Here is an 18,573-nt window from a genome sequence, read left to right as displayed (position 1 = left end):
AATTATCATTAACTAAAAAACTGCACACACACTTCTGGAGCGATTCGAGCAATGCAAAGCCTTACTCTGTCCCGCGCACCCTTGGCATTAGCCATCGATCGGCAAAAGAAATTCCGAACGGTCGTGCCGGGTGCGCTGTTGACCCTATTGCTGCTGGGCACTTCCCAGGTCGAGGCGGCCCCGGTGAACGTCAACGTGCCGGCCCAGTCGCTGGCCAGTGCATTGCGCGAACTGGGCCAGCAGACCAACCTGCAGATTCTCTACAGCCAGGACATGGTCAACGGCATCAAATCCACGGCGGTGTCCGGCAGCATGGAACCGGAACAGGCACTGAAAACCTTGCTGCTGGGGAGCGGCATCAATTTTCAGTTGAATGGCAACACCGTGTCGCTGGTGCCAGCGGTCGGTGACTCCAGTGCATTGCAACTGGGTGCGACCTCCATCACCGGCGTGGCGTTGGGCCCGACCACCGAAGGCACGCATTCCTACACCAGCGATGAAGTGACCATCGGCAAAGGCAACATCAAGCTCAAGGACATGCCGCAGTCGGTGTCCGTCGTCACGCGCCAGCGCATGGACGACCAGAACATGAACAGCCTGCAGGACGCCATGCGTCAGGTCACCGGCGTGACCATCAAGACCTACAACTCCGGCTCCAGCCTCAACGACGTCTACATGCGCGGCTTCCTCGTCGACCAGGTGCAGGTCGACGGCGTCTCGCAACCCACCGGTCAGGGCGACATGGCCACCAGTTTCGACCTGGCGATGTACGACCGCATCGAAGTGCTGCGCGGTCCGTCGGGCCTGTACCAGGGCGCAGGTGAACCCGGCGGTACGATCAACGTGGTGCGCAAGCGCGCCCTGGGCAAATTCGCCCTCGGTGGCGAGCTGGCCGCCGGCTCCTACGATCACTACCGTTCCATGGTCGATGTCACCGGCCCGCTGAACGACCAGGGCACCGTGCGCGGCCGCTTCATCACCGCCTACGAGAACAACCAGTCCTTCGTCGACTACGCGCAGAACGAACGCCCGATGGTCTACGGTCGCCTTGAATTCGACCTCGACCCGGCCACCACCCTGTCGGTCGGTGGTGCTTACCAGAAGAACAACTCCACCCCGGCCTTCGGCTTGCCGGCCTATGCCGACGGCACATTGCTCGACGTTCCGCGCTCGACCTTCGTCGACGCCAAGTGGAACACCCTGAACGAGAAGGTCTGGGAATCCTTTGCCGAAGTTGATCACGAACTGGACAACGGCGGGCAGTTCAAGACCACCCTGACCTATCGCGACGCCGAAACCCCGGAGCGTAACTTCACCTGGGCCGACGGCGCGGTCGACCCGGCCACCGGTGACAGCTGGGCCGTGGCCTACGACTACTACACCCACATCAAGACCATCGGCGTCGACAGCTTCGTCACCACGCCCTTCGAGTTCGCCGATCGCCGCCACGAGTTCACCCTGGGCGCCGAGTACCAGCACCTGGACAAGGACTTCACCTACGGCGGCGGCGAGTACTTCCCGATCAACGTGTGGGATCCGGGCAGCATCGACATTCCCCGCAACGACTATGCACACGTCAACGGCAACTGGTCCAAGTCCGACCAGTACGGTGTCTATACCCGTGCCAAGTTCAACGTCACCGACTGGCTCGATGTCATCGGTGGCAGCCGCGTAACCTGGTACGAAAGCGACGCGAAGAACGCCAACGCCTTCTTCAACAACTTCGGCGAAGCCCACACCAGCATCAACCGCAAGGTCGTGCCGTACGGCGCCCTCATCGGCAAGATCACCCCGGAACTGTCGACCTACTTCAGCTACACCGGCGTGTTCAAGCCGCAGAGCGAAATCGGCGCGGACGGCGAGCCGGTCGGCCCGCGCGAAGGCAAGCAATACGAGATCGGCCTCAAGCGCGAGTTCTACGACGGTCGCCTGAACGCCAGCATCGCGGCCTTCCGTATCTACGATGAAAACCGCGCCGAATACGACAACAACTCCGGTGCCTACATGACCGAAGGCAAGGCACGCAGCGAAGGTTGGGAAACCGAACTGAGCGGCAACCTGACCGAGAACTGGAGCATCGTCACCGGTTACGCCTACACCTCCACCAAGTTCCTGGACGGTGATGCGGCCAACAAAGGCAATACCTTCAGCACCATCACGCCCAAGCACAACTTCAACCTGTGGACCAAGTACGAGTTCACTGACGGTCCGCTCAAGGACTTCAGCGTCGGCGGTGGCGTGCGTGCGGTCAGCGACACCTACTACCAGCGTGACGTGAAGTTCCAGCAAGGCGGCTATGCCATCACCACAGCGCAGGTCGGCTACAAGTTCAACGAAAACCTGTCGTCGACACTGACCGCCAACAACCTGTTCGACCGCAAGTACTACGACCGCGTCGATGCGTCCTGGGGCACCAACTTCTACGGCGACCCGCGCACCCTGACCCTGAGCCTGCGCGCACAGTACTGATTGCCGGCAGCTAATGCCTGTCAGCCGAGGCGCAGAACCTGTGGGAGCGAGCTTGCTCGCGATGACGATTGCACAGTCAACATCATCGTTGACTGACATTGCGCTATCGCGAGCAAGCTCGCTCCCTCAGAAGGTGCAGCGGCCAAAGCCTTGCCCGGTTCTGTTTTCTGTGGCGTGCATGTGACAACTCGGCGCTCTCTGCCTATCCTGCAAGGCAGTCTTTGCCCCCCTCACAACACACCCTTCATGGATCGAAAATGGCGACGCCTGCGGATGCCCCCAACAGTGCCATCAACGAGCAAGGTAGCCGCGCGAAGCTGTCCAGGCCCCTGCCCATCAACCTGCGCGGACTGATTCTTTTCTTCGTCCTGCTGTCGGTCCTGGCGACGCTGTGCAACAGCCTCTACGTCGCTTACCGGGTGCAGCGTCAATCCCTGATCCATACGACGCTTGAGGCCAACGCAGCCTACGCCGCAAAAGTCGCTTCCAGCATCGGTGAGTTCCTGAACTCGGCGCACAGTCGCTTGAACTACAGCGCCAATACACTTGGCCGGCACTGGAACGACCCCGAAGTGCTGCGTAAAGAAGCCATTCGCCTGCAAGCCCAGGATGCCGACTTCAACTCCATTGCCATTGTGGATGCGACAGGCAAAGTCCTGCAGGCCTATCCGGATACCTCGCAGATTGTCGGCGCCACGTTGACGTCGGAGGGCATCCAGCAGGCGCTCAAGGAACGTCGTCCATCGGTCAGCGCAGCTTACGTTTCCGCGGCGGGCAACCTGGTGGTGTTCATTTCACAACCGGTTTTCAACCCGTCAGGAGCGTTCCTCGGCGTCGTCGGCGGCTCGGTCTACCTGCTCAAGCAAAGCACCTTTCATACGATCATCAGCCGTCACTTCCATCACGAAGGGACCTTTGCGTTCATCGCCGACGGTAATCGGCGGCTGCTGTATCACCCGGACCAGAAGCGCATCGGTGAGGTTCTGGGCTGGAGCCTGACGGTCGATGCGGCCTTGCGCGGCGAACGTGGTTCCCTGGAAGGCCCGAACTACAAAGGTGTTCCCATGCTCGCCGGTTTTGCCCAGGTGCCAGACGCCAACTGGGCGGTTGTCGCGCAACAACCCCGGGACCTCAGCCTGGCACCGCTGGGACAACTCATGCGCGACATGGTCCTGGGCATGATCCCTGCCGGGCTGTTGGGTCTGGGGCTGATTTTGCTCGGGACCACACTGATCGCCCGCCCGTTGCGCCAGTTATCGGCAGCCGCCGACCAGTTGGCCGCCCCGCAAACGACCGAGCAACTGCGGCAAGTCCATGCCTGGTACCGCGACGCATCGGCCATCCGCCAGGCCATGCTGACCGGTGTGCAGCTGCTCCAGCAAAAGCTTGGCCAGCTCAGCCACGAAGCGCAAAGCGATCCCCTGACCGGCCTGGCCAATCGAAGGGCCATGGGCGGCGTACTGGATCTGCTGGCAAAAACCGGGCAAGCCTATTCGGTGCTGGCGCTGGATATCGATCACTTCAAAAAGGTCAACGACACCTTCGGGCATGACGCCGGTGACGTGGCCCTGAAAGAGGTCGCCGGCATACTCAAGCAGAACTCCCGGACCGGCGACCTCGCCTGCCGCTCCGGGGGTGAAGAGTTCGCGCTGATCCTTCCGGATACGCCGCTGGATACCGCCAGGGTCATTGCAGAACGGATACGCGAGCACATCGCGCAGACCGAGGTGCCGCAGGTTGGAAAGCTGACGATGTCCATCGGCGTGGCTTGCCGGAATGCGGACACCCCGATACCCGAAAGCGTTCTGAAACTGGCCGATGAGCGTCTTTATCTGGCCAAGCAGAGCGGGCGCAACCGGGTGATGGCATAGACGTCGCGTAATGGCCGGGAAAAACCGGTCGATTCAGGCTGTCACTGCGTGGGTTCTTTTTCTTCGTCCTTCGAACCACTTGAGGTCGCGGCATCCTTCTCCATCGCTTGCGAATCGGCGCCGGAGTTTGAGCCTGCGGCCTCCTCGCCCATCTTGTCGGCCTTCTCGTCTTTGACTTCAGCGCCTTGAGGCTGGTTGATGCCAGGCACGGCAGCAGGCGGGACAGCGGAACCCGCCGTCGCGTTCTCGGCGACCAGCGCAAAAAAAGAGCCCGTCGACAACAGACCCGCAGCCATGAGTGCGAGCATTTTCCTGTTCATTATTTGGGTCTCCCCGGAGAGGTATAAAACCTTGGAAGACCCGGCATCGTAAAAGGTGCTGTCTCGCTGACGAACGGCGAAGACGCCGGGATCAGGAATCGACCTTGTTGTCGTGCGCGGCGGCCCTGAGTTGCTCAGTATCAACGCGGACAAACGTGGAGTCCCCGACAGCGGTCAGGACATCCCCGGCGAAAACCTCACAGATGACGCGACTTTTGCGCCCGACATCACCCTCGACTTTCGCCCGCAATGTCAGGCGTACGCCCATCGGGGTCGGCTTGATGTACTTGATGCCCAGGTTACCGGTGACGCAGGTGACGTGGGGCAAACTGCCCACTTCGCGCTGTTCGGCGCGGTAGTGATAGGCCATAGCGGCCCAATTGGAGTGGCAATCGACCAGCATCGCGATCAAACCGCCGTAAACCAGCCCCGGCCAGCCGCAATACTTGTCATCGGGCATATGCTCGGCCATGACATGCACCCCGTCTTCATGCCAGAAGCTCTTGATGTGCAGCCCGTGCGGGTTCTGGCTGCCGCAGCCATAACAAACGCCTTCAGGCGCGGCGATGTCTTGAAGCGAAATGTCCTGCGTGGTCATGGCGTGTTCATCCTAAGTGGCAGGTGGTTCAAAGCGGACCGGGTCGCCCCGGCCCGCACCGCGTGATCAGTATTGGCAGAAGCGAATCCGATTGCCGAACGGGTCGTAGACCTGCAACTCCTTGCCCCAGCCCTGCTGAACAATCTCCGGGCGTCCGTAGCCGTAGCGCTTGCCCTGCAATTCGTCCCTGAGCAGTTCGATGTTTTGCATCGGCACAAACACCGTCGAGCCCGGGCTGGCATCGCCGTGATGTTCGGAAAGGTGCAGTTGCAGCCCGTCGCGGCTGATGCCCAGGTACAGCGGCAGATCAGCCTCGAAGCGATGTTCGAACTCGACGCTGAAACCCAGAAAATCCAGATAGAACTCCCGGGCCTTGGCTTCGTCGAAACTGCGCAAAATGGGGATGGGTTTATCGAAGGTAATGCTCGGCGCTGGCGGGGTATCGGCCTGGGCCAGCATCGCCGACGCGGTGTTCCAGTCCTTGTAGCCCAGCTGCTGCGCGACCAGTTCCAGCGCGGTGGAATGGGTCACCGCCTGATTGCGTTCCTCCAGCGAGGCGCGCAACTGTTTGGCCATTTGCTTGGCTTGCTCGATTGAAAACATGTCTGCTCCTGTAGCCGAGATGCTTTGGTGCTCGCATTGCCAAACCTCGACCGTCAAGAGAGGCGACAGGGTTTGTATGAGGCGGAGATGCTTTCACCTTTCCCAGCGGGAGCGAGCGGCGGGCAACATCGGGCCGATGTCGATAATACATAGCGGCTGCCGAGTTATGAAGTGGGCTTCATATGCGTCGCATAGTCATCCCGTGTCGGCTGGAACCCGCAGCGAAGGTAAAAGGCAGCACCCTCGGGTGTGGCCGTGGACAGTCGCACAACCCGCAAATGCCCGGCTCATGGGCTTGAAACTGAAAGCAAGCTGCAGCTTCCGTTACTCAGATGCTGACAGCTCAGTTGGAAGAGTTGTTCAGCTGCTGAAGCTCAAGTTGCTTGGCAGCACTGGCTTCGAGGCTTGCACGCTCTTGGTCCAGATACCGATAAATGCTTTGGAAGTTGGCGATTTTCTGTTTGATTTCCGCCATCTTCTTTTCAATTAGCTTGGCGCCGTCAGCACAATCGATCAGTTTGTTGCGTTGCGCATCCAGAATCTCGCCTATTTCCCCCAGGGAAAACCCCATGCTTTGCGCGCGCTGGATAAAGTCCAGATCCTGCAGAGTTTGCTCTGTGTAAACGCGATAGTTGTTAGTTTGCCGCAGCGGTGAGATCAGGCCGATTTGCTCGTAATAACGCAGCGTATGGCGGCTGGCGCCGCTGCGGGCCTCAAGTTCGCCGATTTTCATGAAAACACCGCTTGACTATAGAGTTGGGTCGATAGTTTACGCTTGATTTTTCATCTTGAACAAGGAGCAGGGAAATGAGCGTGGAGTGCTTTGTCACGGGGGGTACCGGCTTTATCGGTCAACATTTGGTGGCGTACCTGAGTGCAAAAGGTCACACCATTCGGGTGTTGATGCGTCGCCCAGAGCGACTGGCTGCATTGCGCGAGCAAGTCGACAATTTGGGAGGCTGCGCGACCCGGGTATTTGCCGTGGCTGGCGATCTGGAACGGGACAACCTCGGGCTGAGTCTTCCTGACCGAGAAGTATTAAGGCGCGCCAGAGTCATATTCCACTTGGGCGCCCACTTCGCATGGGGGCTTTCCGTGGAGCATTCTCGTGCGGTGAATGTGGAAGGGGCAAAGCGCGTTGCGCTGTTGGCGGCTGAGCAAAAAAGCCGGTTAGTGATGATCGGCGGCTACATGCTGAAAAATCATGAACATCTGCAACGCATCGGAATTGACCCTCGTTACCCGGAGCTGACGAACTGGCCTGCCGTCTACCGACGTGTCGGTGGTTACGAGGGGAGCAAGCTGGAAGCGCATTTTGCGACCCTGGAGGTCATGTCCGCCAAGGGCGGGGAGATTACCGTTGTCCACCCCGCGACGGTTTGTGGCCACAGCCGCACGGGGCATATCCTTGACGGTCAGCCGCTGGTGGAGCTGATACGCAACCTTGTGCTGGGAAAGCTGACTGCAGTGCCCGGTACCGCCGAGCACTGGCTGCCACTGGTCACCGTGGATTACCTGGTTGAGCTGGTGGCGGTTTGTGCTTTTGATCCTGCCATGGCGGGCCAGGAACTGCTGGCGCTCGATGACCAGACTCCCAACTTGCGAGAACTGCTGGTACAGGTGGCACAACCGTTGGGCTTAAAGTCTCCCAAGCATTACATTCCACTGCGCTTGCTGAAGTTGCTACTGAGTATTCCTCCCGTTGCGCGTTTTTTGAATACAAAACCCGAAGCCCTGGACTTTATCCAGACCACTCGTTTTGATACAACGGCGGTCGGGCAATTTGCCAACAGGCATGGAATAGCCAAACCGGATATACGTCAGTCTTTGCAGCACACTGCAACGTTCGTCAACTCATATTGCATAGCCAAGGGCCAGGCCCTCTGACTGCTCCCTTGGGGCTATCCGCAAACTTTGCGCCGTCGATGCAGGGCGGCATTCTATCGAACGACAATTCAGCGACAGGGATCGTCAACAATGCAATCTACTTTCAGCAAAGGCGTCATATTTGCACTCTGCGCTGCGGCACTGAACGCAACGATCGGTGTACTCAGCAAAGTACTCATGAGTAATGGTTTCACCGCCAGCAGTGTCGCTGTCATCAAGACTGTACTGGGTTGCGTGCTTCTCTCGATCCTACTGTTTTTCCTCAAGCGCCCGGCGCCGTCGATCAAATGGACTCAGGCGGCTATCTGCGCATTCCTCGGCATCTTTGTGCTGTTCCATTTCGAAACGTCCGCCTATCGACACTACGCTGCGGCAGGTGTGGTGGTGGTGCTGATGGCCAGTGCCTCAATTTCCTCGATCATTCTGGGGCGCATTTTCCTCAAGGATGCCATCACCGCGAACGCTACCGTCGGCGCCACATTGGCTATCGCCGGGATCTCGGTGATCTTCGGCGGCGACCTGCAGCAGGGCTTTACCCTGCAAGGTGCTGCGCTTGCCTCCATGGCCGGCTGCGGCTATGGGGCCTTTTCGGTTGCCATGAAGCGTATGGGTGTGTCGGGGGGGCTGCACTTCACCCGACAATTGTTGTTCTTTGGCAGCCTGTACCTGTTGATGCCGGCTGCGGCCGATGGTTTCGCGATGGGCGAGCTGTCGCCGCTGGCGATCGCCGCGCTGCTGGCACTGGCCACGCTGCCGACAATCCTGGGCTTCTTCTGCACCACCAAGGCCATCGAGTATCTCAAGCCTTCCCAAGTGCAAGCGCTGGAGCTGACCGAGCCACTGTTCGCCGCGCTGCTGGCGTTTGTGGCGCTCAATGAAGTACCGCGCGAAAGCCTGTACGCGGGAGCGGCACTGATCATCGTCGGCCTGTGTTTCTCCAATGAACTGATTCGCTTGGGCAGCAAAGCATCCGTCCCTTCGACCGAGTGAGCTATTTCGGATCCTGGTTACTTTAGCAATCAGTGGTTTTTAGGTGTTTTGAGCGACTGACAGCCTCTGGCCGATTTCTGTCTTTTGTGACCGGCTAAAATCGATTCAAAGCTGTCGGTGGCGAAAGGTTACAAACGGCCAAAACAGCCGTAGACAGCCGGTAGGCTTCATCAAGACCGGATGGACCATGGTTTGCTTTCGTCAATGGGCCGCCTTCAGCACATGCTCAAACCTATGTCATTGACCTGCCATCACGGCCCTCAAATTGCCCTGCGCTTGGAGCGGACGCCATCCACCATCAGTCCGATCCCTGGTCAGGGAAAGGTAGAGTTCCTGAGGCAGTCTCCGATAGTTTTCGACTTCGTAGATGGTTTTTGACAGCTTCTCGGCTTCAGATATCAGAAAGTGCGGCAGCTTTGGAAGGCAGGGCGCGCTTGGATTGATGGCGCCTTGTAGGCGCAGCGCAGCCTAGCGGCATGAGCACAAAACGACAGCGGTTGATCGGTCGTATGCGAGCGTCAGTTGACGAGTAGTGGCAGATTGACTTCCTGCATAAGTGGCCAGCACTATCCAACCATCGGAGAAGGGATAACGGCTTTGTTTTCTCGCGTTGAAGCGTTGGAAACACGGACTGATGTATGCCAATTCTGCGTGACAATTAGCCAACAATGATTAGGGATTGACCTACATGAAGTACCTTACAGTAATTGCCATAACACTCTCCTTGGCGGGTTGTGGTGATGACGTGTTGGACTGGCGCAACGCGTCTGTTTCTGGCGGCAAAATTTACGCTAGTAGCGAAAACACGCCTTTCAGCGGAGCTGTTACGAATATACCTGGGGACAAGCTTCCACCCAGCGAGGCCTTTAGCAGCCTGCTCGTGACTCACAACAAAGTAATGGAGCGAATCAAGGTGCAAGCCCAATTCGTTCGCGGCACCTTTGTATGCGACTCCGTAGTGGAAGACGGCTACATTTCCGGCACCACAACTTGCCGAGACGCTGCAAACAACAAGCGTTTTGTCTTCAATCTGAAAGGCGGCAAGCTCCAGGGGACGGCTGAGATTTACGACCTCACAGGGTCAAAAGTGCTGACGCGCGGTGAGTACACCGACGGAAAGAGCAACGGGACGATTGAGATTTTTGGCCCGCAGAACGGGAAGCTAGTCGGCAAGTACAGCAACAAGGACGGTAAGGCTGACGGCGAGCAATCGTCTTGGAACGAATCGGGCACCATGATTTACCATGTCAACGCGAAGGATGGGGCCTACGTTGGAAACATGGAGGCGTGGACTGAAGACGGCGTAAAGGTCTTGGAGGTGCCGTACGTTGATGGATTGCGGGATGGGATCGTCAAGTCGTGGCATCCGAATGGAAAGCCAGAGCAGTCGATCACTTTCGTGAAGGGCCGCCAGAACGGTCTATCCGAATCGTGGAGGGCAGATGGCTCCAAGTCTGGTGCCTCCATTTTCGAAAATGACCGATTCGTTCGGCACGTGCGTGAGGAAGAAGAAGCGCCTGTAGTGGATGAGTGGGCAGCGGCGGTTAGCTCAGCTAACCAGCAATGCGTAGATGAGTGGACCGCCTACTTCCGCAAGTCGCAGGGAGACGACGCCCCGGTGACGCTTGAGCATATGAAGGACTGGAACAGCATGTGTTCGAGTGGCGATCATCCTCCGACATAATAAGATCGCTGGCAGGACCGACCCGAAACCGTACTGCTCAAGTTACTTTGCGGAAAGAGCCTCATTGAACACTTAGAAGCCCCGGCGCCTGCCGGGGCTTTTCGTTTGTGCGCCAGGCATGGCGCGTTGCGCGTAAGCGCAACCAGCTTGGCTGTGGTGGCCTCGCTGGTGACTTGGAGGTGAAAGTCCTCTACACACCCGGCAAGGGGAAGTGTTAGCCAGAGGCAAGGGTGTCGTGGGTGACTGCGAATCTGAAGGAAGCCCGAGGCAAATTGCTGGCCTGACGAACAGAAAGCGAATAACCGCTTAACCTGAACCGCCGTATACGGAACCGTATGTACGGTGGTGTGAGAGGACGGCGGATGTAAATCCGCCTCCTACTCGATTCTGAAGAGCTGCCGATTCGTTATCCTTCGGCAACCCCAAGGTCCGCTTTTGGCCGATTCTGTTGAAAAAGTAGCTCCCCCGTCTGGCCTGCGGCAAAATTCGCGCATCGGCCAGCAGGGAAACACGCAGTATGATGGGGCAGTTATCGAGTGGGCAGGAGCGACTGTTTTACTCGTTCAACCTTGAAGATCACATCCCCGCCAATCACCTTCTGCGCAGCATTGATCGGTGTCTCGATCTGAGCGACTTGCGCCATTACCTCGCCGATTTTTACAGCCCAATTGGGCGTCCTTCGATTGACCCAGAGTTGATGATCCGCATGCTGATCGTGGGCTATTGCTACGGCATTCGCTCAGAGCGGCGGTTGTGCGAAGAGGCCCATCTGAACCTGGCGTATCGCTGGTTCTGCCGGTTGAGCCTTGAAGATGAAGTGCCCAATCACTCGACCTTTTCCAAAAATCGACACGGCCGTTTTCGGGACAGCGATCTATTTCGCTGGCTGTTCAATGAAGTGCTGCGTCGCTGCATGGATGCGGGGTTGGTGAAGGGCGAAGGCTTTGCCGTGGACGCCAGCATCATCAAAGCGGATGCGAGTCGGCAGCGCGGCGTACCGGGAGATGAACAGGTCAACTGGAGCGATCCGGCCCTGAGCACCCGCGCCGTGCGTGAGTATCTTGAGGCACTCGATGAAGAGGCTCTGGCCGAAACGCTACCGAAGCGCCTGTCGCTGACGGATCCTCAGGCTCGCTGGACCGCCGCTCCAGGTGGCCCAGCGTTCTACGCTTACTCCACGAATTATCTGATCGATACCGAGCACGGTGTCATCGTGGATGTGGAACCCACACCGGCTCATCGCACGGCCGAAGTCGAGAGCACCAAGATCATGATGGAACGGGTCGAGGCGCAGTTCGACATCAAGCCGGAGCGCCTTATTGGCGACACCGCTTACGGAACCGCGCCGATTGCTGGCCTGGATGGTAGAGGAAAAGGACATCGAGCCGGCATGTGCCGGTGTGGGACAAAACCGAGCGCAAGAACGACAGTTTTTTCGAGCAACGATTTCCACTGGAATGAAGAGGCTGAGGAATACCGCTGTCCGGCCGGCAATGCATTACGTAGCGAATGGCGAGCCTCCAAAAACGAGCGTTCGCACGTCACCAAAGCCAACACCATCATCTTCCGATCCCGACAGGCCGACTGCGTAGCCTGTCCAATGAAGGCCAAGTGTTGCCCCAACACTGCGTTTCGCAAGATCGTCCGCAGCGTCCATGAAGCCGCTCGTGATGTGGCTCGACGCATCGCAGCGACGCCGGAGTATGTGCGCTCTCGCCACGAACGTAAGAAGGTCGAAATGTTGTTTGCCCACCTCAAGCGCATCCTGAAACTGGATCGCTTGCGACTACGTGGCATGAGTGGCGCGACTGATGAATTCACGCTGGCTGCTGCGGTGCAGAACCTGCGACGGCTGGCCAAATTTTCTTCTCAAGGGCCACCGGTTACGGGATAGGTGCGTCTGCACAAAGCAAAAAACCTCAAATCAACCCAATAACCGAGCTGCAAAGCTCAACGAAGGGCCGAAAAACCACTCAATGTGGTGAGTAGGTTCTCCGGTGGAGATCGTGCGTGAGTTCAGCCGATCTGCAAATCAGACTTTTTCAACAGAATCGGCCGATTTCTGCCTGTCGCGATATGCAGCAATCGACCCAACGCAGACGCTTGGCTCTTTCTAGAACTGTCCGTTGGATGCAGCCGAGCTAACTGAAAAGCCCCGTTAGCGACCGTGGCAGTTCTTTGGCAGGCCTCACATGGATTGAATGAAGCACCCTGACCGGTTCATGATCAGAATTGTTTCGTCGATTGAGCGCTCCTTCGCCGACTCCGGGCTAGCACTGCCCACGAAAAGGTAAGCGCGGCCGATCAAGCGGTCGCAAACTCCGCTGTTTTTTGTGTTCAATTCCAAGCCCTGGACAACTGACATCTGCGGTTCCGTGGTTTTGTCATAGCGCCGCTTCATAGCCGAGCGGAAGATCTTTGGGTCATCCTTCGCCAGTTTCTGGTCGCGCATCATCTGGACGTTGAAGCGCTGGGACTCTTCTGAAATGCCCTTCATGTCATCGTCAGCATTTGCCAGCCGGACGGCCGAGGAGCGCATGGTACCCAAGTCGGTGCCGGTCATGTCGATCTTCAGCATGTAGCCCTGATTGTCCATAAAGATCAGTGTGCAGGTCAGGCCTTTTTGGGCTTCATAGCAGGTGCGAGCCGACTTATTCGATGCCAAGTAGAGCGCCTTCGAAACGGCAGCATTCTGGAACTTATACTCGGGCGAGGCCAACGTAACCGTGCCGATTGCGTGCTGCTGGGTAGTCGCCATCAGTTCGGCGATATTGAGATTACGGTAGTCCGGGATCGATTTACCCGTCAGCGAATCTTCGGTGGATTGAATCTTCGGCAGCTTCTTCGGCACCAGTTTAACGAGTTCATTTTGAACGCAAGTTTCGTCGCACTGGTCGGCGGCAATACGTAACTGCAAGTCGTTCAGGGCAACAGTAGCTGGGGCCGCCTTGTGCGCGCCATTGCCATCGGGGAGTTCCAGTTGGTACGCGGTCTTTTCCAGGTGCTCCACGCGGTCGACGCCGCCACCCTCGGGTATGTAGACGCTGACGCCGTAAACTTCGCCTGCCTTGTTCTTGTGTAGGTAATTGCAGAAGCCGATGCCTCCGCAGGCCTCCACTTCCGACCGACCTTGTTGGCGCTGCTCGGTAATCCTGGAGTCCATGCCATCGAGGGGCTCAGTGGTGACTTTCGCTACCTCATCCTGATTCAGCGGCGTGAGTCCTGCTACGGCCAGCGTCTGCTTCGCTTTGTCATAAGGTTGGCCAATGATATTCGGAATGTCGGCAGCGTAGGCAATCGAGGTCAAGGCGCTTAGAAGCGTAGAGATGATCAGTGTTTTCATAGACGTCCCTGTAGAGTACGCGTGTGATTGCGTGGTGCCATTATAGTGTTTTTTAAGGTATGCATTGTCTTCACGACGAACCACTGAAGTGAAACAGGGGGCAGGTCTAACTTCCTAACGGCGGCTTCTGGCCGGATAGCGACGGTCTGGCTCAGACCGCCGCAGTGTAGGTCAAACTTCTGTTTGCTCTGCCATTTCCAGAGCATCATCGACCTCGATGCCCAAGTACTTGACAGTGCTTTCGAGTTTCGTATGACCAAGCAGGAGTTGGACAGCTCTCAGATTCTTCGTCCTGCGATAGATCAACGATGCCTTGGTTCGCCGTAGTGTGTGAGTACCGTACATGGTTGGGTCAAGGCCTGTGGCTGTCACCCACGCTTTGACTATTCGAGCGTACTGTCTGGTGGAAAGATGGTCTGAGTCGTGCAATCGGCTCGGAAACAAAAAGTCCTCGCTTCGGAGACGCGCCCGATGCATCCAAGCTTCCAATACCGTTCGGGTCTGCTCAGTGATTTCAAATTGCACTGGGTGATGGGTTTTTTGCTGCATCACGATGGCCCGTGACGACACATGCTCCCCATGGGCGATGTCTCGGACTCGCAGCTTGGTTAAGTCACAGGCACGCAGTTTACTGTCGATGGCCAAGTTGAAAAGCGCCAAATCACGTGTCTTCTCTGCGAGTTGGAGTCTGATCCGGATGGCCCAGATATCTCTGACTCGGAGCGGGGCTTCTGCCCCGACAAGCTTTCCCTTGTTCCAAGGCTGATGGCGGGATCTAGTAGTGGCATTCATGGCTTGTCCTCCATGTTGATGGAGGACAAGGGTGGATTAGTCAGAACGAGCGGTGGTCGCAGTTCGACCCATAGCGGCAGATCATGGTGTCTACGAAACTAGGGGCGATTCATGTATGTGCTGCCCGATATGGTCGACTCAGCAGTTACGAGTCATTCCTCGCCATCTTGGTCATGACTGTATGGCAAAGAGAGTGACTTCCAACCTCTTGGAGAGAAAACCAACCTTTATCTATGTAGGCCACCAGTATTGATTTGAAGCCTGTATATCCGCCAAATGAATTCTTAGAATTGACGCTAACGCATGCGAATTTTTTGGGGATGACATCCATCTCTGCATACTTTGCAGAATCTGCATCTTTAAGAGCGCTACCGACAGATTTTACCAACTGGACCCGCTCGCTCTGACTTGCTTTTCGCACGCTAATAGCGGGTAGAGCTTTTACGGGCTTTGGTTCTGCTTTGCTGGCTGCTGGCGGCTCAGCACTTCGTTTTATGGCAGGGCTGGACTTTTGGATCTCAGGCTCAGCGCTTGGAGGCATCGAAACCTGCAGGGGAATGCTTGGCGTGGCTCTTGCCACCTTTGGCCCCTCAGTGACCGGGATAACTGAAAGCGGCTTGATGGCCGTGAATGAATAGCCAGCTTGCTTGCAGGCTGACTGCGCAGATTCAGCAAGTTGAGGGACAATTTCCTGCAAAGCCTTAATCTTGTCATTCGCGAACTTGAGGTCGGAATTTGCCTTCATATCGGCCACTTTCGGCATAACATCGCTATTTAGATGTCTATTCAGGGCTGACGAACCCACTTCCCTTGAAACCACTTCCACATACCCAGCAGAAGGATGGGTTTTCATGCGGTTTTCAAGAGCCGATTGCATCGAAGCCGGCACCGGACCAGTGCGAAGGTCACGTTCAACGCGCTGTGTCAGCACGGTGTCAGAGAGAATAAACACCACTAAATCAGCACCACACTCTATCATTTTAGGGTAACGAGGGTCGCTGGCAGGAGCACTTCCTCGTGATGCGCAGCCCATTAGAGCAGCAAGAAAGAAGGCAACAGCCACAATTTTGTTATGCATACAGTCTACTTATCTGAATTTTTATTGGGATATTTCTATTATGCCCCAAGCTGACGGCACTGAATCGCCACGGCTTCCGTAGAGATCTTGAAGCCTCAAAAGGAGGTAAGCTCAAGAAAGGTTTGATCAGTCCGTTTTTGGCCGTTCTCTGCCGATCATGATTACAAAGCGTGCTGGTCAAATCCGATGCAATCGGTGGTCAGAACGAATGCAAACGAGTGGTCAAGTTGGGGGGAATTTCGCACGGAGGCTCCCAGAAAGCATTCGCCTGCCTGATCGAATCGATTCGCTCCCGTTTTCCATTGCACAATCAGTCGGGTGAGAAACCTGAATCCGCCTGTAGCCGCCTCCGCTTCCAACACCAGGACCTGGGGTGCAAGCGCCGAGATCTTACGCATTGTCAGATCATCTATGGTCATGATCACTGGCTATCTCTTGTGTTTTCCAAAGCGACACCGTTTGTCGCACATGCTCGGCAACCTGGCGTCACTCGAAAGCCGCAGGATTCTGCCGGAAGATGTGAGCCTCTTTCCTTCACGGTACAAAAGCCAGGTCATTTACCTGAGCCAGGACGCTAAAGTATTCAAAGAGTTCATGCTCGACGAAGGCAGCTGGCAGCACATTTGTGCTAACAAACAGGGGATCTTGAGCGTTTACTCCCCCGACTCTCATGAGACGTTCCTGAAGGTCGGTCAGTTTGTTTGCCAGCCGAAAGGGTGATCCATTCGGGGCATCGTAGATGCTCCGCTGGTTCGGTCAGGGCTTTTTACTCTACGTTGGATTTGAGCATCAAACACCGCTCGGCAGCGCCTGTTTAAGCGGCCTACAGGTTACTTCGTGAAAGCCACAACGCCTTGCGCCGCTGCCTACAGGTACGCCAGAATCCGCCGGCTTGCGCGCCTTGGGGGTGGTCGGTAACTTGGTTCGGGTCACTGATTGTCAGTGATCGGGTTTAGTAGCCCGTCTTACCATCCAAAATCGGTTGCATAAGTGTCCTTCAATCAGGTGTCCGCCTGCATTTGATGGTGGCTGTGTGCATGGCGCCTTCGGGTGCGCCGGATTTGGGTGGTAATCCGGTCTACTAACTTGCGCACAGCCGCCACCCTTCCGTTTAGTAGCGAGACAGGTTGCGGCTCAACTGAGAGGTTTACCATCCATGTTCAAGCCCACACCCAATCCACCGGATTCCGACCCGGCCTCCCCACACGAAAGTCCCGAATCAAAACAATCCCAAGAAGCCGCCGAGCGCGTCCTCAATCCGGGCCCCAGCATCATGGCCACCCCGCGCACACCCAGTACGATGTTCATCGTCAACCCCGAACTCAATACCGAAACCCTGCTGGTGCACGCCTGCGAATCCCTGGCGTCGGCCAATGTCATGGCCAACGATCTGGTGGATCATTTGCAGGGGACAAGTCGCAATGCGCTGTTGGGGATTGCGCAGGTGATCATGCTGGGGGAACTGGCGGTGAATCGGGCGCTGGATCGGCTTGATCCGCCCTGACCACAATCTCCGGATCACAGATAGACCTGTGGGAGCGAGCTTGCTCGCGATGGCGGTGCATCAGACACATAGATGTTGAATGTACGACCGCTATCGCGAGCAAGCTCGCTCCCACAGGGGTTGTGCTTAACTGATCGACCTCAGGGCAATTCCCACAAATCAGCCCAGACTCTCGCTGATCTGCGCCGCCAGTTGCACCAGCATCCCCGGCACTTCCTGGACAATCTCGCCCATGCGCGCAAAGTCGTGGGTCATGCCGGCCTTCACGTCCAGCACCAGGGATTGCCCCGCAGCCCGCAGTTTTTCGGCCCAGGCCAGACCTTCATCGAGCAATGGATCGTACTCGGCCAACCACAGCACAGTCGGCGTCAGGCGTTGCAGGCCCTCGACGTACAGCGGTGAAAAACGCCAGTCGGCACGATCCGCTTCGCTGCGTTGGTATTGCTGGTAGAACCATTCCAGCGTGGTGGCTTCGAGCAGATAGCCTTCGGCGAATCGCTCAAGCGACGGGCGTTTTTTTAGCGCATCGATCACCGGGTACAGCAACACTTGCAGGCGCGGCACCAGCGGCCATCCCAGCGGATCCTGGGCAATGGCGATGCACAGCGATGCCACCAGGCTGCCGCCGACGCTATCCCCTGCCAGCGCTATGCGCCTCGCGTCCAGTCCCAAGGCTTGGGCACCGGTAATAGCCAGCCAGCGCGTCACGTCTTCGGCATCGTTGTAAGCGGTGGGAAAACGGTGTTCCGGCGCCAGTCGATAATCCGCCGACAACACGACAAATTCCCCTGCCAGCGCCAGACGCCGGCACAGGGTGTCGTGGGAATCGAGGCTGCCCACCACGTAGCCGCCGCCATGGAAGTACAACAACACCGGGCGTGGTTCGTTGTGCGGTTGCGCTTTGGCGTACAGCCGCGCGTTGAGCACATGCCCGTCCCGCGCAGGCAGGCTGACCGCCGTCACCGTCAATGCACCCGTCGGGGTGGCATCGAGCAACTGCGACGTCTGTTCGAATTGCTGCCGCGCTTCGCCAGGCGTCAGCTCATGCATGGGTTGGCTTTTGCCGCTGAGGCGGCCGAACTCGGCCAGCTCCAGAAAACCTTCGATGTCCGGGTGCAATGCCATGGGCGGTAGTCTCCAAAAAATAAACAGGCTTGCCCTGGTAAACGAACCGGGAGGGTTGTTCATTAGGGCGAGCTCAAGAACTGCTCAAGCCGAGTGACAATCTGTGGCCAGAACCACTTTCCTGTGGTGAGGGGGCTTGCCTGTGGCGAGGGGGCTTGCCCCCGTTGGGTCGCGTAGCGGCCCCAAAACCAGCGATCGCGGTTCTTCAGGCATATCGCGTTGTTCGGGTTTACGGCTGCTGCGCAGCCGAACGGGGGCAAGCCCCCTCGCCACAGGCAAGCCCCAAATCACAGGTAAACCCCCAGACCA

The 18,573-nt window shown here is 57.3% G+C and carries 16 protein-coding genes and 1 pseudogene; 8 read left to right on the top strand and 9 right to left on the bottom strand.

Annotation, left to right across the window (positions count from 1 at the left end):
- The first annotated feature begins 51 nt into the window (after positions 1 to 51).
- Together PPUTUW4_RS08015 and PPUTUW4_RS08010 are read left to right on the top strand one after the other, a co-directional pair.
- On the top strand, positions 52 to 2,469 hold the full coding sequence (locus tag PPUTUW4_RS08015; RefSeq protein ID WP_015094163.1) for a TonB-dependent siderophore receptor: 2,418 nt from the start codon (positions 52 to 54) through the stop codon (positions 2,467 to 2,469).
- A 257-nt stretch (positions 2,470 to 2,726) separates the two neighbouring features.
- Positions 2,727 to 4,340 (top strand): diguanylate cyclase, encoded by a 1,614-nt coding sequence (locus PPUTUW4_RS08010; RefSeq protein WP_015094162.1) that lies wholly within the window; start codon positions 2,727 to 2,729, stop codon positions 4,338 to 4,340.
- Between the two features lie 41 nt (positions 4,341 to 4,381).
- Here the strand turns inward: PPUTUW4_RS08010 and PPUTUW4_RS08005 are convergent, their stop codons facing one another.
- The 5 genes and pseudogenes from PPUTUW4_RS08005 to PPUTUW4_RS07990 form a co-directional block, all read right to left on the bottom strand.
- Positions 4,382 to 4,660: a hypothetical protein gene (locus tag PPUTUW4_RS08005; protein ID WP_015094161.1), complete on the bottom strand. Its 279-nt coding sequence runs from the start codon at positions 4,658 to 4,660 to the stop codon at positions 4,382 to 4,384.
- A 91-nt stretch (positions 4,661 to 4,751) separates the two neighbouring features.
- Positions 4,752 to 5,258 (bottom strand): PaaI family thioesterase, encoded by a 507-nt coding sequence (locus PPUTUW4_RS08000; RefSeq protein WP_015094160.1) that lies wholly within the window; start codon positions 5,256 to 5,258, stop codon positions 4,752 to 4,754.
- A gap of 66 nt (positions 5,259 to 5,324) precedes the next feature.
- Positions 5,325 to 5,861 (bottom strand): glyoxalase superfamily protein, encoded by a 537-nt coding sequence (locus tag PPUTUW4_RS07995; protein ID WP_015094159.1) that lies wholly within the window; start codon positions 5,859 to 5,861, stop codon positions 5,325 to 5,327.
- Between the two features lie 164 nt (positions 5,862 to 6,025).
- Positions 6,026 to 6,136, bottom strand: a pseudogene (locus tag PPUTUW4_RS30145) (GNAT family N-acetyltransferase); the annotation flags it as partial.
- 68 nt (positions 6,137 to 6,204) lie between these two features.
- Positions 6,205 to 6,594 (bottom strand): MerR family transcriptional regulator, encoded by a 390-nt coding sequence (locus tag PPUTUW4_RS07990; RefSeq protein ID WP_015094158.1) that lies wholly within the window; start codon positions 6,592 to 6,594, stop codon positions 6,205 to 6,207.
- Positions 6,595 to 6,668: 74 nt separating this feature from the next.
- On the opposite strand from PPUTUW4_RS07990, the gene PPUTUW4_RS07985 reads away from it, so the two are divergent.
- The 4 genes from PPUTUW4_RS07985 (at position 6,669) to PPUTUW4_RS07970 (ending at position 12,316) form a co-directional block, all read left to right on the top strand.
- On the top strand, positions 6,669 to 7,748 hold the full coding sequence (locus tag PPUTUW4_RS07985) for an SDR family oxidoreductase (protein WP_015094157.1): 1,080 nt from the start codon (positions 6,669 to 6,671) through the stop codon (positions 7,746 to 7,748).
- 90 nt (positions 7,749 to 7,838) lie between these two features.
- A complete protein-coding gene (locus PPUTUW4_RS07980) occupies positions 7,839 to 8,738 on the top strand; it encodes an EamA family transporter (RefSeq protein WP_015094156.1) in 900 nt (299 codons plus the stop codon).
- Between the two features lie 688 nt (positions 8,739 to 9,426).
- Positions 9,427 to 10,422, top strand: coding sequence for a toxin-antitoxin system YwqK family antitoxin (locus PPUTUW4_RS07975; protein WP_041474808.1), 996 nt, complete (start codon positions 9,427 to 9,429; stop codon positions 10,420 to 10,422).
- Between the two features lie 517 nt (positions 10,423 to 10,939).
- The gene (locus PPUTUW4_RS07970) at positions 10,940 to 12,316 is read left to right on the top strand and encodes an IS1182 family transposase (RefSeq protein WP_015094154.1); all 1,377 of its coding nucleotides are present in this window, start codon (positions 10,940 to 10,942) and stop codon (positions 12,314 to 12,316) included.
- 294 nt (positions 12,317 to 12,610) lie between these two features.
- Here PPUTUW4_RS07970 and PPUTUW4_RS07965 read toward each other — a convergent pair whose 3' ends face one another.
- From PPUTUW4_RS07965 to PPUTUW4_RS07955, 3 genes are all read right to left on the bottom strand, one after another.
- Positions 12,611 to 13,765 (bottom strand): hypothetical protein, encoded by a 1,155-nt coding sequence (locus PPUTUW4_RS07965; RefSeq protein WP_015094153.1) that lies wholly within the window; start codon positions 13,763 to 13,765, stop codon positions 12,611 to 12,613.
- Positions 13,766 to 13,936: 171 nt separating this feature from the next.
- Complete coding sequence (locus tag PPUTUW4_RS07960; RefSeq protein WP_015094152.1) at positions 13,937 to 14,557, bottom strand: tyrosine-type recombinase/integrase; 621 nt, start codon at positions 14,555 to 14,557, stop codon at positions 13,937 to 13,939.
- Between the two features lie 145 nt (positions 14,558 to 14,702).
- Positions 14,703 to 15,635, bottom strand: coding sequence for a hypothetical protein (locus tag PPUTUW4_RS07955; protein WP_015094151.1), 933 nt, complete (start codon positions 15,633 to 15,635; stop codon positions 14,703 to 14,705).
- A gap of 417 nt (positions 15,636 to 16,052) precedes the next feature.
- Here PPUTUW4_RS07955 and PPUTUW4_RS07945 point away from each other — a divergent pair, with 417 nt between their 5' ends.
- Both PPUTUW4_RS07945 and PPUTUW4_RS07940 read left to right on the top strand, forming a co-directional pair.
- Complete coding sequence (locus tag PPUTUW4_RS07945; protein ID WP_144443073.1) at positions 16,053 to 16,355, top strand: hypothetical protein; 303 nt, start codon at positions 16,053 to 16,055, stop codon at positions 16,353 to 16,355.
- A 436-nt stretch (positions 16,356 to 16,791) separates the two neighbouring features.
- Positions 16,792 to 17,139 (top strand): DUF6124 family protein, encoded by a 348-nt coding sequence (locus PPUTUW4_RS07940; protein WP_015094149.1) that lies wholly within the window; start codon positions 16,792 to 16,794, stop codon positions 17,137 to 17,139.
- Positions 17,140 to 17,298: 159 nt separating this feature from the next.
- Here PPUTUW4_RS07940 and PPUTUW4_RS07935 read toward each other — a convergent pair whose 3' ends face one another.
- Entirely contained in the window at positions 17,299 to 18,264 is a 966-nt protein-coding gene (locus PPUTUW4_RS07935) for an alpha/beta hydrolase (RefSeq protein WP_015094148.1), read from the bottom strand.
- Positions 18,265 to 18,573 lie beyond the last annotated feature (309 nt).

The organism is Pseudomonas sp. UW4, assembly GCF_000316175.1.
Classification (GTDB): Bacteria; Pseudomonadota; Gammaproteobacteria; order Pseudomonadales; family Pseudomonadaceae; genus Aquipseudomonas; species Aquipseudomonas laurylsulfatiphila.
The sequence above is the reverse complement of the archived record's forward strand: the minus strand, read 5'-3'. Positions and strand labels throughout refer to the sequence as shown.

Coding starts and splice junctions, on each gene's coding strand:
- PPUTUW4_RS08015 (WP_015094163.1), top strand. CDS start 52: ATGCAAAGCCTTACTCTGTCCCGCGCACCCTTGGCATTAGCCATCGAT.
- PPUTUW4_RS08010 (WP_015094162.1), top strand. CDS start 2,727: ATGGCGACGCCTGCGGATGCCCCCAACAGTGCCATCAACGAGCAAGGT.
- PPUTUW4_RS08005 (WP_015094161.1), bottom strand. CDS start 4,660: ATGAACAGGAAAATGCTCGCACTCATGGCTGCGGGTCTGTTGTCGACG.
- PPUTUW4_RS08000 (WP_015094160.1), bottom strand. CDS start 5,258: ATGACCACGCAGGACATTTCGCTTCAAGACATCGCCGCGCCTGAAGGC.
- PPUTUW4_RS07995 (WP_015094159.1), bottom strand. CDS start 5,861: ATGTTTTCAATCGAGCAAGCCAAGCAAATGGCCAAACAGTTGCGCGCC.
- PPUTUW4_RS07990 (WP_015094158.1), bottom strand. CDS start 6,594: ATGAAAATCGGCGAACTTGAGGCCCGCAGCGGCGCCAGCCGCCATACG.
- PPUTUW4_RS07985 (WP_015094157.1), top strand. CDS start 6,669: ATGAGCGTGGAGTGCTTTGTCACGGGGGGTACCGGCTTTATCGGTCAA.
- PPUTUW4_RS07980 (WP_015094156.1), top strand. CDS start 7,839: ATGCAATCTACTTTCAGCAAAGGCGTCATATTTGCACTCTGCGCTGCG.
- PPUTUW4_RS07975 (WP_041474808.1), top strand. CDS start 9,427: ATGAAGTACCTTACAGTAATTGCCATAACACTCTCCTTGGCGGGTTGT.
- PPUTUW4_RS07970 (WP_015094154.1), top strand. CDS start 10,940: ATGATGGGGCAGTTATCGAGTGGGCAGGAGCGACTGTTTTACTCGTTC.
- PPUTUW4_RS07965 (WP_015094153.1), bottom strand. CDS start 13,765: ATGAAAACACTGATCATCTCTACGCTTCTAAGCGCCTTGACCTCGATT.
- PPUTUW4_RS07960 (WP_015094152.1), bottom strand. CDS start 14,557: ATGAATGCCACTACTAGATCCCGCCATCAGCCTTGGAACAAGGGAAAG.
- PPUTUW4_RS07955 (WP_015094151.1), bottom strand. CDS start 15,635: ATGCATAACAAAATTGTGGCTGTTGCCTTCTTTCTTGCTGCTCTAATG.
- PPUTUW4_RS07945 (WP_144443073.1), top strand. CDS start 16,053: ATGATCACTGGCTATCTCTTGTGTTTTCCAAAGCGACACCGTTTGTCG.
- PPUTUW4_RS07940 (WP_015094149.1), top strand. CDS start 16,792: ATGTTCAAGCCCACACCCAATCCACCGGATTCCGACCCGGCCTCCCCA.
- PPUTUW4_RS07935 (WP_015094148.1), bottom strand. CDS start 18,264: ATGGCATTGCACCCGGACATCGAAGGTTTTCTGGAGCTGGCCGAGTTC.